We start from the raw sequence: 15,420 nt of genomic DNA, 5'->3' as shown, positions 1-15,420 counted from the left end.
CAGGCTTTAAATTAAAGCGAAATTAAGGGTCTTATTTAAAATAGAGTAACTTATACCAGAAAGCACTTTAAACTGCTCTAGCGATTGATTAGAAGTGTTAGAAATTAAAAAAGGGAATGCCTTTTATTCAGCATCTCCCTCCTTGATTTCAAATAAGTCTTCTATAGATACTCCCAATGCTTTACTGATCAAAACTAAATGTACTGCCATGTGTTGTTTATTCTTATTAAACCTTGAAATGGATGCTTGAGGAATACCAGTTAATTCGGCTAATTCCAATTGAGTCATATTTCTTTCTTTTAGTATTTGGTTTAATTTTGGTTCAACTATGTACTTCATTTATATTCACTCCTAATTTATGAATGCTCGTTCATTTCTTACTTTTATTATACGATAGACGATAGTCCATATTCAATAACAAAATTAAAAATATTTTCATTTTTTTCCACTTTATGTATTGCATTCCATTATACGATAGTGTATATTGTAATTAACAACAAGACAATCACAACAAGCAATACAAAAATAAAAAGGAAAAAAGGGAGAGATGAGAAGTGAGAACAGTTGAAAAGTTTGAAGTGTTGGCAGAAGTAAAGGTAAATGTGGCTTATAAAGGAAATGAAACAGATCTTCATTTTGGTGAATCATTCGCAGGTGTGAAATTACTGGTATTTAACCATAGAGGAGAAGTTCTAGAGTTAAATGCAATTGATTGGAATATGGAAGATACAGTGTTATTTGAGGAAGATGGATTAATCATTTCTGATTTAAACCTATTCAACATTGTAGACATTGAGGAAACTAATGAGGATAGAGCATTATATTCTGCTCAACTTATGCTTAATGAACTTACAGTGGGATATGTCGTTGTGACTGCAACAAAATGTGATGGCACAGTCACAACATTAAGTGTTAATGACTTCAGTTTCAATGTTGGTAGCATTGAGAATTAAATAGTCATAGAAAATGGTTTATTGATGAGTGGGAGGTTGGTCGCCTAAGTACATTCATCAATGAACCATCTTTAATTTAATTATACTAAATTTCACTGGTGATTAAAAGGGTAAATTTGCACTATTTTTGAAATTTTACAATAGTTTGTGAATGTTACCATTTAGAAATGGCTCTAAGTACTGGTATATCAACAACGTTCCCACGCAAGAATTCACAAACTTCTAAAGAATGCAGTAATAACAATGATTTCAGCCGATATTTCTTAATGGTCTACAAAAAGGGATTTACAGTATGTTAAGAAAATGTTCGATTCTTTAAAAATACTTGTATCCCTTGATAACACTGGATTTATGAACTATAAAAATAATCGCTAAATTTAAGGAATGTTGATAAATCAATGTTTTAATGAAAAATTGGAGAGTGTTTAAGGGGAAAGTATGTAACGCTTTGCTACCTATTTTAAGGTTGAATTATCAGCATTGTATCAATGTAAGAATCATCTAAGAATGATGGAAAGCAGGTTTACCCTTACTCTCCGTTGAGGTTGAAGGTTGTTTTAGATAATGGTCTACAAAGGTAAAAAAAAATGTTTGATATAGAAGCCCGTCAAATCAACGTTGTAACTACACTTTGTGCTAACTTTTAAAAATTAAAGTAGTTCAATCCCTTGTTGCTGTAATAGTTAGGGTAAATTTCAATGGATACTACTACTAAGGAGATTAAATAAAAACTATTATACCCATTAGGGCATATGAGGTGCGTTACCATTTAGAAATGCTCTTAACCATTGGTGTGTCAACATCGTAACCAAATTTTAAAATGGATTTTTGAAAAAGAGTCGGCTGAATCGCTTGATATAACTGACTTTAGGGGTATCCAAAAAAACAAAAAAATGGATGTTCGTTAAAGGAGCATAAATTACTCAGCGTGACCTGAATCGTGTTCCATCATACAGGCGCAATGGATAGAGTGTGTTTTGAGTTAATCCTCTTTAAAGGAACAATACAAAAGTATCAAAAATGAGCAATTATTTTCAGAATGAATCTTCATTATTTCTTGCTATTGCTGGATTATAAGTACCTTTTGAAAGTGTACAAGTGGAAAGGGTTATATATTTTTTTACGCAAGATATTGCAAATAGGAGGTGGATTAAAGTGAAACTGGAAATTGGAGAAATTTATCTTATGAAAAGAAAGCGACTTAAGATTACATTGGATGAGGTTGCAGCTTATCTTGGCTGTAACAAATCATCCATTAGCAGATGGGAAAATGGCAAAATGAAATTTCGATTAGAGAAACAGTACATGAATTACATAGACCAAAAGGAAATAAACAAATAAACAAAAGAAAAGGAATGATTAAGATGAAAAATGAAAATGATTTTGTTGTGTTCAGCCAACGTCTCGCTGGTTATTTAATGATGAATGGCTGCAAGTTACTAAACATGAAAGCAGACAAAAGGGATAGTACAAAGTACGTGTATTTCTTTCCACACACACTATATGTTCTGGAGCATGTAAATAAATACTTATCTGAAAACAATTAATCTAATACATAATCAATCTAATAAAAAATTAGCAAAGGAGATAGGAAAAATGAATATTAACAACCTAATAGCAGGTACTACATATAAAAATTACAAAGCATTATGTGAAGCATTAGAAATGAAAACTCAGACAGGTAATGGAAGAAAGGCACAATTTAAGGAATTAGAAAGACATTGTAAATTGGTTAAATCAGGTCACTCCATTACAGTTATAGAAATATATGAGGAAGCATTAGAAAAGGTTGAGAATCGAGGCAGAAGTAGTGTTTATGGAAATATGATTCAATTCTTAATTACTGATCTACTTGCCAGAACTAAGAAAGGTCATCTATCCATAAGCAGAAATAAATTATTAGAAACTGTAAATATGATAAATGAAAATTACGGTTTCTGCAGCCAAAATGTAAAGAGTTTATCACGATATGCAAATATAGAGGAGCATATTATTTATGACTTTTACAATACAAGTAACAACAATTTCAAGAGTGCTATTGAAACTACACTGAACAATTTACAAGATAAGCGTGTGCTTTGGTACGAGACGATTATTAAGGTTCGTGAATCAGGTATACATAGGGAAGCAACCAGAGATGAAAAAGATATTATATGGGCTTGTGAAAAAGAAATGCTTAATGAATTGAGTTATGAATCTGTATCACAAGTTAGAACATCGAAACACTGGGGCAAGTTTAAAAAGGAAACAGCAAAACTTATCCGTAAACAAATTAACATTGACTTCTATTATCATGCTTATAACATTTCCATCAATGAAAATTACATAAGTAAGGAAAGAGATAAATTAATGGAGTTAATGTTAGAGGATTCAAAGAAAGATGATATTAAAAATGATTTAAATGCAACTGTAATTCAACATTTTATGAAGAATGCAGAGAACAGACACGATAAAGCATTTTCACCTAAGAAGATGGGTAAGCACCGTTTATCAGAAAAATACACAATCAAAATTAAAAAATTAATTGACTTATTGATTGATGATACACAAGTGAGTATTTATGAACCAATAACAAAAAATAATTTAACAATTGCAGAAGAAGAAATAATTAATAAGGAACTAGAGGAGTTATTTAGTTAATAAGAAAATTTGTCCACTCTTGTTACCTATTATATAAAACCTTAAATACTATAGGTAATAAAAGAGGACAAATTTTAAATCTAAAAATATTAAATGTAATGACCGAATGGGAATGTATTTAATATTTTTAAGCAAGCATTTAAGACACGCTTTTCGTCTTAAATGTGCGGTAGGGTTTTGTTCTTTTAAATAGTTAAGTTCAAAACCACCCCTGCGATCTAACTTTTTCCACTACGTTCCAAAAGTGAGTTCGTCCCCTGAGGGGAATTTATAATTTGAATTGTTAATTTTCATATACCGCAAATAAGTACATTAATACATAATCTAAATCAAGATTAAGCTAAAGGAGACATGTTAAAATGACAAACGTAAATAATAAAGGTGTATATATTCCATCAATCGAGGCAGCAGATATTTATTCACATATGATTAGAAACAGTTATGTTAAAGAAGAGTATGTTGGTATGATTCCTTACTCATTGGAATTAATTCAATTGAAGAAGCAAGGGTTAGTACCATTTAGCACAAAGTTTCAACCTAATAAGAATTTGTCTAATGACATTATCAATGTAAAATTTGACCAGAAGGTTAAGAGTGGTAAGCATATCCTAAAATTCTTACCTGAAATTATTACTGAGAAAGAATCAAAGTTAAATGAAGCAACAGATTCAAAGGTAATTGATAAGTTGAAGAAAAGTATTGAGCACTCCACAAAGTTACAACAGGAGATTGATGTTGATTCTGATGAGTGGCAAGAAGTTTCTGCTAAGGATTTAAGAGAGATCCTTTATGTAAATGGATTAGTTATCAATGGACAGAAGTATCATTTCTATAAGCGTTCATCTTCAAAGAGCCGTACTGGTCAATGCTTATTTATCAAAGAGGAATTACATAACTCAATGATTAACTGGTCTAGAATGGATTTACCTTTCAATGAGAATGATAAAGTTGACTTGGCTGGATTATTAGCATATGAAAGCCTAGTTGGTTCAAGTATTGAATCCACAATTGAAATTAATCCTAAAAACATTCTCATTGTTGATGATGTTAAATCCACATTTAAAGAAGTATGTAATGTTATCAGAACAGGTGAAAATGGATTCCTGGACAGTTATGAAGAGATGGTTTCAGTTACTAATGAATTGTTTGATGGTGAGGCACTTTTAGATAGTGGAATGTTTAAGCAAGGACAATCAATGATGCTATTGAGAAATCATATGTTTAAAGCTGCAGCATTTGCTACTAATCTACAACTATTTTTCAATGACTACTTCAAGAGTGATTATGAAGAAAAGTACATTGAGGATATGTTTGGAAACCAAATTAAAGTTACTGATATCCAGATGGTTATTAATCCATCTTGTCTAAAAGCACTAAAATTTAGTAGTGTATTAGGAAGTAAACATGCTATGTGGGAACATTGGAAAATGAAGGTTGAAGAAGATGGATCACTTTTTGGTGTGTGTAAACATGAGAAAGCAACAAAGCGTGGTTATTTCAATGGTAATCCATTACAACAGACTTCTTACCAAATGTTGAATAGTCTTCCTGCAGACAAAGAGGATATTGAAAAGTTAAGTCAATTTGAGCGTGATTACATTATGGAATTGAAAAATAATGATGAAGCTTTTATCCAATATATAAATGACACAAAGAATGAAATCAATTCCAATGAAATGTTTGTTGAACTCTATTCAAGAAATAAGGAAATTGTTAGAACAAAGATATTTAGAGAGTTTAGAAGAAAAGCAATCAGTAACTATGTAAAATATGTGAAAAAAGGTAAAGTCCGTCTAAATGGTGATTATGCTGTACTTCTAGGTAATCCAGTGGAATATCTATATCATTCAGTTGGTGAAGAAATCACTGAATCTTTAACACTAAAAGGAAATCAAGTGTATAGTACAATGTTTAACTTTGGTAGGGAATTAGTCGGTTTCAGAAATCCTCATACTTCTCAGAGCAATGTATTAAAGGTTGAAAATACATACAATAAGATGATTGATAAATATTTTGAATTAACTTCTAACATTGTTGCAGTAAATACAATTGGATTCAATTTACCTAACATTCTAAGTGGCTCAGACTTCGACTCAGACACAATAGTACTATTTGATAATGTACATATGCTTAAGTTAGCAAATGAGTGTTACGGATATTATAAGGTCTGTGTGAACGATGTTAGCAGTCAGTCAAAGAGTTATAAATTAAACCTTAAAGACATTGCTACAATTGATAATAATTTGTCTGATTCTCAAAGGTTTATAGGTGAAGTTGTCAATGTAGGTCAGTTAGCATTATCTCTTTATTGGGATAAGTTAAACAATGGCTTAAAGGCTTCTGATAAGCAAATGCAGGAGTTATCAAAGAAAACGGATGTTATGTGTATTCTTGGTGGGATTTGTATTGATCTTGCTAAAAAGTTTTATGACATTGACATTGCAAAAGAGATTAAGAATGTGAGAAGTCAATTGGATATGAAGGTTAATACGGATGAAGAATCAGCTAAACCTGATTTCTGGAGATATGTTTCTAACAATGAAAACACTAAATTCACTCGCTACAAATGTCCAATGGATTACTTATATGAAGTAATGAGCGAATTAAAGAATGCAAATGGTAAAACTTCAATTGAACTAGTTAAGTTGTTAGATAAGAAAGAAAATAAAAAAGCCAACAGAAGACAGATCCCAAAAGCACAAGAGTTAGCATTTGAGTTACAAGGTCAAATTGCAGCAATTAAAACTGCTGGTGGAAATGAAGAAGAAATGAATATCAAAGTGGAAGAAGTAACAAATGCTTATTCAGAGAAATTTAAAAAGTTAAAGATTAATGACAATACGATGTTTGCAATTTTGAGGATCATCAGTGAAGAAGCAGAAGAAAAAGAGGTAAATGAAAAGAAGAAGAAGAAAAGTTTGGTAAGGTTAATGAATGCTTTGTACAAATCTCAAGGTGAAATATTCATAAATGCATTCACAGTAAAATAAAAATGCACACCCTAAAGAGCCAGAATCCTTATATATCAAGGGTTTTGGCTTGTTTTAAGTGTGACTATATGGTAGAGGGAAAATTGAAACACGAACGCTATAGCATTTTTTCGTGGCACTGAATGCAGTGAGGCAAAGTAGGTGGCTCTTTTCCCTTGCTATATATTGATTTAAAAAAGTGCATAGATATCTCTTGATTATATAATAACATCTACAAATCAATAATGCAAGTATTTATTTCATTTTTTATTAATTATTTTTACAAATAAATATCCATTAATATCATACCAAACAAATTAAGGATTTGCAAGAAATATCTTTAGATTCATTAATGTTGACCTCTCCCCAGTGTTAATAAGGTCTAGAGGTGTTTCTTGGAGATCCTGAATCTCTGCCATATACCGAATGGCTCATAGTAGAAACCAGTAGAGAAAAGTACCCTTTTCATCTTGAATGAATTGGCTTAAAGGTTAAAAGTTTTGCCTCCTTAAGACAGTTGAGATGACATAAGAAGGGGATTACCACATTTGAAGGTAGTCCCTTTGCTTGTGCACAAAAAACTAAAAGGAGTGTTTAGGAATGAGAAAAAATAAAGTTGAACCAAATGTTTTTGTAATTTCAGAAGATGAAGGATTAGTATATATCCATTTATCCGGTAAGCATGGAATAGGTAAAGTGAGTGTTGTTGATTTATCAGATTTTAATAAGTACAAGTTAGATAAATATAAGTGGTGCTGCACAAAAGATAATTATGCTTATACAGTTATAGGTGGTAAAGTTGTATATTTACATAGAATGGTTATGGAAGTATTTGATTCAAGCATAATGATTGACCATAAGGATGGATCAGAAGGTGAGAAGTCTCTTGTTAACAGAAGAGAAAATTTGAGGGAATGCACAAACATGGAGAATCAACTAAATTCTAAAATTCGTATAGATAATAAAATAGGCTATAAGAATGTATCGGAGAATGGTGGAAAGTATCGTTGCTTAATAAGAGTAAATAAAAATAAAGAATCATTTGGTACAAGATATGATAAACCTGAAATGGCAGCATTGGCTTATAACATAGCTATTAAGGAACTTACTGATGTGTATCAATTAAATGAGATTCCAGAAGGATCATTGAGTCAGGAAGAGATTGATTATGTACATAGTGTAGTGGATAAGCGATTAAAGAAGATTAATAGTAAATATGCTATCTCGGTTAATCCAGATTTCAATAAGTGGACTGATAAGGTTAAGAAGGGAATACACACTACATAAAAAAGAGGATGGCATTAGCTCATCCCGAAAATTTACTAAACTTACTTATCGATTTTTCTTAATAAATCCTCATCTAATAGGTTCTTCAAAGAATATACATCAGAATTTTCACAGTATGCTGCAAGTGCATAATACTTAGCAAAAAGTTCCTCTAAACGTTCAGGATCTCTTACGAATCCCATATGTCTTTCAGTTAATTCCATTGCTACATCAAATCTATTTCTTTGCATTGGTGTTGGTTTAACTTTAACTGTTTCAGCCACAAGAAAACCTCCTCAAGAATAGTGTGAACCCTGCGAACTTTGGAGAGTTTGAAGGCTCAGGAGGATTAATTTGGAGTAGAACGACGATGGCCAGGAACCTTAACAGTTTTATCTCCTACTTTTTTAGTATGAGGTTTAACAGTTACGATCTTCTTGCCTCTTTGCGTTTTAGCCATATTATCACCTCCCTACTTCATCTGCAGGGTTCTAGTCTATTGTACCATATATTTCTATTAAATATAGCAAAATATTACATAAATTGAAGGTTTTATCTCCTTTTGTGTCGAAGTTTAGTAGGCAGAAAGGAGGGAATCTAGATGGATGATACTTATGAAAAATCAGAACTTAAAATTGGTTATGATTTAAAGACAGGACATATTAATGAGATTATAGAAAAAATGGCAGAATCTAAAAATAAGTTTGCTAAACTTATTGAAGATGCAAAATTAGAAGGGAATAACCCTAACAAAGTATTATATTTTGAAGGTATATATGATGGCATTTCTTTAATGCTTGAACCTTTAAAAAAATATAATGAGAACAAATAAGAGCATTTTTAGCATCCATTAATTTGGGTGCTTTTCCTTATAGAAAATTATTAATTGCATAATCCTTCCAAGGAACAAATGTTTGTAGTAGAATAGGTTTGGGGAGAGTGATGTTAAATGGAGAAATACAAAGTTGTTTTAGAATTTGTTAATGGAAATAAGAAAGCTATAGATATCGATCATGATTCATACTTAGAATTTGACAAGTCTGTTCGTGAAAATGTGGCATGGTTTAAATATGGTGGAGTCAATATCAATTTAAAAAATGTTTGTTATTATTCTTTTTGTTTAAATGATGATAAAGAACCATCAATTGATGAACAAATAAATAATGAGGCTCAAGCCTTAATGGACTGGAATTAAGAAAGTGAGACTCGTAGAAAAAGAAACCTTCTATCACATTACCAGAGAGAATAGATGGAACACCAATCCTCGCTTTGAAAAAGGCAAGACTTATAAAATTGGAGAAAAGTTCAATCCTTTCAGGCAATACTTTGATAACATTGATTTTCAAGTTGCTGGAGAATTTATAGATCATCATTATTTGAGATATATTGAGGATTCTCACAAGATGAGAAGAGAGTTAGTATTTGAAGAAGTAAGAAGAGAATTATATCCAGATTATCCTTCGAGGTATACTTGTTTATGGTTACTACCACATAATTATGAGGCTATTGAAGATTGGTGGAGAATGTTTGGTAATAAAGGTCAAATACTTAAATTAAATGTAACTGGCAAAATCCATGAAACAAGTGAAGCACATTTAAAACTCGGTTACTTTAATCTTAAAGAAGAGCGTGAACGTGCGATTAAATATTGGGACGGTAAACCTGAAGGTAAATATAAGTATGATGAGTTTTTATTTGAAGGTTCAATAACTGTAGAAGAAGTTTATACGATTGAACAATTGAGAGCACTTTTATAAAGTGTTCTTTTTATTTTGTATAAATTTAGATAGGAGAGATGTAAAGATGATAGTAGTAATTAGTGGAATTGTAATTGGTATTGTAATTGTATTTGCTACTGATGTATTACCATTGGCTAAGAAGTATAACAATTTAGTTGATGAGAATAAGGAACTAAGAGAAGAGAACAGAAAGTTGAAATGGGAAAAGATTAATCTTGAAAATGAAGTAAGAACGGCTAATATTAAAACACTTCAAGAAGGTAATAAGGTACTTAGTTTAATGAGTAAGAGAATTGATGAGAAACTACATACTACTAGGATTGATAAGTAATGAAGGAGATTAATCCATTTTATCGTTCAATTAAATGGAAGAGTAAGCGTGAGAAGATACTAAGACGAGATGAGTATCTATGTCGTGAGTGTAAGCGATATGGTAAGAGTACTACTGCGACAGTTATTCACCACGTATTTCCTTTAGAACATTTTCCTCAGTACAGTATGAAGAGTTCCAATTTATATAGTTGCTGTAACACTTGTCACAATTCATTTCATGATAGGGATTCACATGAGTTAACGGAAAAAGGAAAACAGTTATTAGAAAGATTAAAGAGTGAGATTGTAGAATAAATTTTATTTTTATTTTATTTTTTTAACCCCCGCACCCCTAAATTTAAATCTCAAAAATCACAGGGACCGGAGGGGGGAACTTTTTCCCTCTCCACCATGTTTTAAAAAACTTTTTTGAAAGGAGCGAATGGTTATGGCAAAACCGACAACAAGTAAGGCTGCACTAAAGAAAAATACAATTCGAGATATGAAAAATCTTGGTGTATACAAGTCAGAATATGATCCATTAATTGATGTGTATGCAGATTTATTATCTCAGTATATTCGGGCGAATAAAGAATTTGAACAAAGTGGATTCCAATATGAAACAGAAACTGCTGCTGGTGGTACTAAAAAATCAGCAATTGTGGCAACTCTAGAATCATTAAGAAAAGATATACTTGCATACTCCGACAGGCTGTGTTTGAACCCAAAAGCCATTCAATCGGTGACAACTGATACTCCTAAACAATCAAAGTTGGCTCAGATACTAAGTGGTAGTTAAAAAGTTTATTAACGAAACTGTTGTTATGGAGTATGCACAGTCTATCGTTAGTGGAAATAAAGTTGCAGGTAAAGAAATTGTTCAAATGTGTAAACGATTTTTAGATGATTTGAATAATCCAGAGTACGAATTCTTACCAAAAGATGCTGAATTTGTAATTGGAGTAATTGAAAATACTTTTGTTCATGACAAGGGCGAGAGATTAGATGGTTCACCTTTAAGGGGTGAGCCTTTTATTTTGGAACCGTGGCAAAAGTTTATTATTTATAACATTCTAGGTTTCTATTTAAAGGATAGTAAAGGTGAATCTACACGGATTAGACGCTTCAAAGAGGCGTTTATTTTCCTTCCACGTAAAAATGGAAAAAGCCGTTTTGTCGCAGCTCTCTCTTGGGGATTAGCACTGTTGGAAAGAAAGAGTGGATCCAGCATTTACATTGTAGGTGCAGCACTTGAGCAATCCATGCAGTCATTTAACTTTATTAATTATAATTTGCAACAGATGGGTGAAGAGAAAAATTTCCGTGTTCGTGACAATAATCAGGAACATTCAATCAGTGGTGACTTGGGTGATGGTTCTATTTACATTAAAGCATTGGCTGCTAATCCTGATGCTCAAGATTCATTGTTGTGCAACATTGGTATTGCTGATGAATTACATGCCTACAAAACACCGAAGCAGTACAACATCATTAAAGAGGCTATGAAGGCATACACCAACAAACTGATGATTGGGATCACCACAGCAGGGGATAACATGAATAGTTTTTGTTATAACCGTTTGAAGTATTGTCAGAAGATATTAGATAAAACAGTATCAGATGAAAAGTATTTTATATTCATTGCAAAGGCAGATGAGAATGAATTAGGTGAAGTAGATTATACAAACCCCATTCAACATGAGAAAGCTAATCCTAACTATGGGGTAACGATTCGTCCAGACGATATATTAAACGATGCTTTACAAGCACAGAATGATCCGCAGCAACGTAAAGACTTTTTTAGTAAGTCGCTGAATGTATATACATCTGCAATGAGAGCTTACTTCAATATTGATGAGTTCCAGCATTCGAACGCTCAATATAATTGGACATTAGAAGAACTAGCTAAATTACCTATCACGTGGTATGGGGGAGCGGATCTTAGTAAGCTCCACGATCTCACGGCAACTGCATTGTATGGTCGATACACAATGAAAGATGGCAAAGAAGTAGACATTGTTATCAGTCACGCGTTTTTCCCTATCGTCAGAGCGACACAGAAAGCAGAAGAAGACGGTATTCCACTATTTGGTTGGCAAGATGATGGAGTACTCACTATGAGTAATACAGTTACCGTTCACTATGATGATATTGTTAACTGGTTTATTGGAATGAAGAAAAAGGGATTCAAAATTAAAATGGTCGGATTTGATAAAAAATTCGGACGTGAATTCTTCTTAAAGATGAAACAATCAGGATTTAAAATTGTTGATCAACCACAATACTTCTACCGTAAATCAGAAGGTTTTAGACGTATTGAAGTAAAAGTGAAGAACCAAGACTTTTATTATTTAGGCAACCAAGCATTTGAATATTGTGTTCAAAATGTAAGAGCCATTGAGAAGACAGACGATATGATTCAATATGAGAAGATTATAGACTCTCAGCGTATTGACTTATTTGATGCAACCGTCTTTGCATGTTGTCAGATGTTTGAAGATATGGCTACTAGCGCAAGTGTTAGCAAATGGTTAAATAGTTGAACTGGAAGGGGGGTGTGATAAGTGAAATTCTTTGGAAAGAAAAAGGAACAACGATCAATTGATTCAGCAGTTAAAGCTTTGGCAAGTGTGGATTTTTATGACATGGTGGCTAGTGGTTATGTAAAACTTTCTGATAATCCAGAAGTTAAAATTGCTGTTGATAAAATTGCAGACTTGGTTTCAAATATGACTATTCACCTTATGGAGAATACAGACAAGGGTGATAAGCGAGTAAGGGGTGAACTATCTCGAAAACTTGATGTAAACCCTTGTAAATATATGACTCGTAAATCGTGGCTTTATAAAATAGTTTCAGATTTACTTTTGCATGGAGATGGTAACTCAGTTGTTCACATTGGTATTGACAAAGAGACTGCATTCATTGGAGATTTAACACCTTTTCAAATGGCTGAGGTTAACTTTAAAGATGGTAAAGATGGATATCATATCGAATACAACAAGAAAATATACAAACCAGATGAAGTTATACATTTTGTAATTAATCCTGATCCGAATTATCCGTACAAAGGTACAGGTTATCGAATTGCATTGAAGGAAATAACCAAGAACTTACAACAAGCCACAAAGACAAAAAACAGTTTCATGAGTGGCAAGTATATGCCAAACATTATTGTCAAAGTAGATGCAATGAATGAAGAACTTGCTTCTGTTGAAGGTAGGGAATCTGTAAGGAATAAATACTTGAAATCAACAAATGCAGGAGAACCTTGGATTATTCCAGCAGATCTATTGGAAGTACAACAAGTTAAACCACTTTCTCTCACCGATATTGCTATTAATGAATCAGTTGAATTAGATAAGAAAACAGTGGCTGGACTCTTAGGAGTACCTGCTTTTTTTATGGGTGTTGGAACATTTAATAAGGATGAATATAACAATTTCATCAATATACGAATTATGTCTATTGCACAGATAATCGCACAAACATTGACTAGAGATTTATTAGTCAGTCCGAAAATGTATTTCAAATTAAATCCAAGAAGTCTGTACTCTTATAACCTAACTGAATTAGTTGGAGCTGGTGGTTCAATGGTTCAAATGAACGCAATGAGAAGAAATGAATTAAGGGATTGGGTTGGATTAGACCCAGACGATGAAATGGAAGAATTAATTGTTTTGGAAAACTACGTTCCTGCTAGTCAATTAGGGGATCAAGAGAAATTGAAGCAAACAGAAGAATAGTGGGCTTTTTATTTTGATTCGAAAGGTGGTGATAACTAATGGAAAAGAGAACATCGTTTCTAACGAGCCAATTCAGAGCAGAAGAACAAGATGAAAAGTTATTCCTTGAAGGCTATTTCATTCGATATAACGAAGAAACAGAACTTTACGATGGTGTGTTTGAAGAAGTAGCACCGGAAGCAGTTATTAAAAGCTTAGAGAAAAATGATATTCGTTGCTTGTTCAATCATGATTCTGGTGTCGTTCTTGGTAGAGTTGGAAACAAAACTCTTGAATTGAAATCTGATGAAAAAGGACTATACGGAAAAGTGGAAATCAATCGTAATGATCCAGAAGCAATGGCAATATATGCACGTATTCAACGTGGAGACATTAACGCATGTAGTTTCGGATTCTATCCTGTTAAGGAAGATTATGAAATACGTACTGATGGTTCAACAAAATTTATCATCCGTGAAGCAGATTTATATGAGGTGTCGGCAGTAACTTTCCCTGCATACCCACAGACGGAAATTTCAGCAAGACAGCAAGATATTGAAGCAATCAAGAAAGAAAAACTAAATATCAGGAAACAGAAACTAAAGGAGATGTTAAGTACATGAGTAATCCAGTAATTGTGGCTGCTAAGTTGAAACTTAAACGTAGTGCCTTAGAAACAAAACTATCTGAAATTAAAGAAGCGCAAGAACGCTCAGATACTCTTATCAGAGCGATTGACGATAATACTACTGAGGAAGAGGTAGCAACAGTAGAAAAGTCAGTTGAAGAAATCCAAACGGAATTAGCAGCAAAAGAAGCAGAAAAAACAAATTTAGAAAAAGAAATCGAAGAACTTGAAGCAGCCCTTGAAGAATCAAACGAAAAAACACCAAAACAAAATGAAAATCCTGAAGGAGGACAACGTAAAATGAAAAAAGGTAATGAAGAAATCAGAGAAGGTATCAAAGCTTATATTCGCTCAAAAGGACAAGAACGTGCAGGATTCACTTCTGTTGAAGGTGGGGCATTAATCCCTGAAGAACTATTAGCACCACAAGAAGCACCAGCAGATGTGCTTAATTTAAGTAAATACGTAAACGTAGTTCCAGTATCAAGTGGAGCAGGTAAATATCCAGTAATTAAAAAGTCAGGCAGTAAAATGGTTTCTCAAGCTGAATTAGCAGCTAACCCAGAACTAGCTAAACCAGTAATTACAGAAGTACCTTTTGACATTGAAACATTCCGTGGTTTTATTCCAGTTTCTCAAGAAGTTATTGAAGATGCTGATTATGATGTAGCAGGAATGATTGCTTCTGAAATCCAAGACCAAGAACTTAACACTAAAAACTTTGCTATTGCAAATGCTATGAAATCTGCACCTGCTAAAGCCGTTACTGGTTTAGATGGAATTAAGGCTGTATTCAATAAAGACATTAAGAAAGTTTACAATGTAAAGGCATTCCTTTCTGCCTCTTTATTCAACGCTTTAGATACACTTAAAGATGCAGATGGACGTTACCTATTACAAACAGACGTTACTGTTGAATCAGGTAAGAAATTATTTGGTAAGGAAGTAGTTGTATTAGATGATACCATGATTGGTACTCTTGATGGTGACTTGAAAGGTTTCATTGGTGATGCAAAAGCGGCTGTAACCTTGTTTGACCGTAAACGTGCATCAGTTAAATGGGTTGATAACGATGTATATGGTGAATTGCTTGCTGGTTTTGTTCGTTTCGATGTTGAGAAAACAGATTCTGAAGCAGGATTCTACATTACATACACAGCAGCAATTTAATAGTTACATAGTTGAATA

Annotated in this window: 18 protein-coding genes; 16 read left to right on the top strand and 2 right to left on the bottom strand. The window is 32.8% G+C overall.

Annotation, left to right across the window (positions count from 1 at the left end):
* Positions 1-123: 123 nt before the first annotated feature.
* A complete protein-coding gene (locus IQ19_RS21475) occupies positions 124-339 on the bottom strand; it encodes a helix-turn-helix transcriptional regulator (protein WP_144544945.1) in 216 nt (71 codons plus the stop codon).
* A 215-nt stretch (positions 340-554) separates the two neighbouring features.
* On the opposite strand from IQ19_RS21475, the gene IQ19_RS21470 reads away from it, so the two are divergent.
* The 6 genes from IQ19_RS21470 (at position 555) to IQ19_RS21450 (ending at position 7,849) form a co-directional block, all read left to right on the top strand.
* Complete coding sequence (locus IQ19_RS21470) at positions 555-953, top strand: hypothetical protein (protein WP_144544943.1); 399 nt, start codon at positions 555-557, stop codon at positions 951-953.
* Positions 954-2,108: 1,155 nt separating this feature from the next.
* Positions 2,109-2,294 (top strand): helix-turn-helix domain-containing protein, encoded by a 186-nt coding sequence (locus IQ19_RS21465; RefSeq protein ID WP_144544941.1) that lies wholly within the window; start codon positions 2,109-2,111, stop codon positions 2,292-2,294.
* Positions 2,216-2,500: a DUF5659 domain-containing protein gene (locus IQ19_RS29325; RefSeq protein WP_422386970.1), complete on the top strand. Its 285-nt coding sequence runs from the start codon at positions 2,216-2,218 to the stop codon at positions 2,498-2,500. Before IQ19_RS21465 ends, IQ19_RS29325 begins: the two co-directional genes overlap by 79 nt.
* 49 nt (positions 2,501-2,549) lie before the next feature.
* Positions 2,550-3,593, top strand: coding sequence for a hypothetical protein (locus tag IQ19_RS21460; RefSeq protein ID WP_144544939.1), 1,044 nt, complete (start codon positions 2,550-2,552; stop codon positions 3,591-3,593).
* A gap of 359 nt (positions 3,594-3,952) precedes the next feature.
* On the top strand, positions 3,953-6,583 hold the full coding sequence (locus IQ19_RS21455; protein ID WP_144544937.1) for a hypothetical protein: 2,631 nt from the start codon (positions 3,953-3,955) through the stop codon (positions 6,581-6,583).
* A 579-nt stretch (positions 6,584-7,162) separates the two neighbouring features.
* Positions 7,163-7,849, top strand: a complete 687-nt coding sequence (locus IQ19_RS21450; RefSeq protein WP_144544935.1) for a hypothetical protein — start codon at positions 7,163-7,165, stop codon at positions 7,847-7,849.
* A gap of 41 nt (positions 7,850-7,890) precedes the next feature.
* Here IQ19_RS21450 and IQ19_RS21445 read toward each other — a convergent pair whose 3' ends face one another.
* Positions 7,891-8,112 (bottom strand): hypothetical protein, encoded by a 222-nt coding sequence (locus tag IQ19_RS21445; protein ID WP_144544933.1) that lies wholly within the window; start codon positions 8,110-8,112, stop codon positions 7,891-7,893.
* A 317-nt stretch (positions 8,113-8,429) separates the two neighbouring features.
* Here IQ19_RS21445 and IQ19_RS21440 point away from each other — a divergent pair, with 317 nt between their 5' ends.
* The 10 genes from IQ19_RS21440 to IQ19_RS21395 all read left to right on the top strand — a co-directional run bounded on the left by IQ19_RS21440 (position 8,430) and on the right by IQ19_RS21395 (position 15,402).
* A complete protein-coding gene (locus tag IQ19_RS21440; protein ID WP_144544931.1) occupies positions 8,430-8,660 on the top strand; it encodes a hypothetical protein in 231 nt (76 codons plus the stop codon).
* 117 nt (positions 8,661-8,777) lie between these two features.
* Entirely contained in the window at positions 8,778-9,023 is a 246-nt protein-coding gene (locus tag IQ19_RS21435) for a hypothetical protein (protein ID WP_144544929.1), read from the top strand.
* A gap of 4 nt (positions 9,024-9,027) precedes the next feature.
* Entirely contained in the window at positions 9,028-9,585 is a 558-nt protein-coding gene (locus IQ19_RS21430) for a DUF2441 domain-containing protein (RefSeq protein WP_144544927.1), read from the top strand.
* Between the two features lie 46 nt (positions 9,586-9,631).
* Complete coding sequence (locus tag IQ19_RS21425; RefSeq protein WP_144544925.1) at positions 9,632-9,898, top strand: DUF2681 domain-containing protein; 267 nt, start codon at positions 9,632-9,634, stop codon at positions 9,896-9,898.
* The gene (locus IQ19_RS21420; protein ID WP_144544923.1) at positions 9,898-10,194 is read left to right on the top strand and encodes an HNH endonuclease; all 297 of its coding nucleotides are present in this window, start codon (positions 9,898-9,900) and stop codon (positions 10,192-10,194) included. Before IQ19_RS21425 ends, IQ19_RS21420 begins: the two co-directional genes overlap by 1 nt.
* Positions 10,195-10,327: 133 nt before the next feature.
* Entirely contained in the window at positions 10,328-10,678 is a 351-nt protein-coding gene (locus IQ19_RS21415; RefSeq protein ID WP_144544921.1) for a P27 family phage terminase small subunit, read from the top strand.
* A 25-nt stretch (positions 10,679-10,703) separates the two neighbouring features.
* The gene (locus IQ19_RS21410) at positions 10,704-12,422 is read left to right on the top strand and encodes a terminase large subunit (protein WP_144544919.1); all 1,719 of its coding nucleotides are present in this window, start codon (positions 10,704-10,706) and stop codon (positions 12,420-12,422) included.
* A 21-nt stretch (positions 12,423-12,443) separates the two neighbouring features.
* Positions 12,444-13,625 (top strand): phage portal protein, encoded by a 1,182-nt coding sequence (locus IQ19_RS21405; RefSeq protein WP_242021085.1) that lies wholly within the window; start codon positions 12,444-12,446, stop codon positions 13,623-13,625.
* 38 nt (positions 13,626-13,663) lie between these two features.
* Entirely contained in the window at positions 13,664-14,227 is a 564-nt protein-coding gene (locus IQ19_RS21400) for an HK97 family phage prohead protease (protein ID WP_144544917.1), read from the top strand.
* A complete protein-coding gene (locus tag IQ19_RS21395) occupies positions 14,224-15,402 on the top strand; it encodes a phage major capsid protein (RefSeq protein WP_144544915.1) in 1,179 nt (392 codons plus the stop codon). The genes IQ19_RS21400 and IQ19_RS21395 overlap by 4 nt, the downstream gene beginning before the upstream one ends.
* Positions 15,403-15,420: the final 18 nt, after the last annotated feature.

The sequence above is a fragment of the Cytobacillus oceanisediminis genome (genome assembly GCF_007830235.1).
GTDB lineage: Bacteria > Bacillota > Bacilli > Bacillales > Cytobacillaceae > Cytobacillus > Cytobacillus oceanisediminis.
This window is presented reverse-complemented; position numbering and strand designations above follow the sequence as displayed.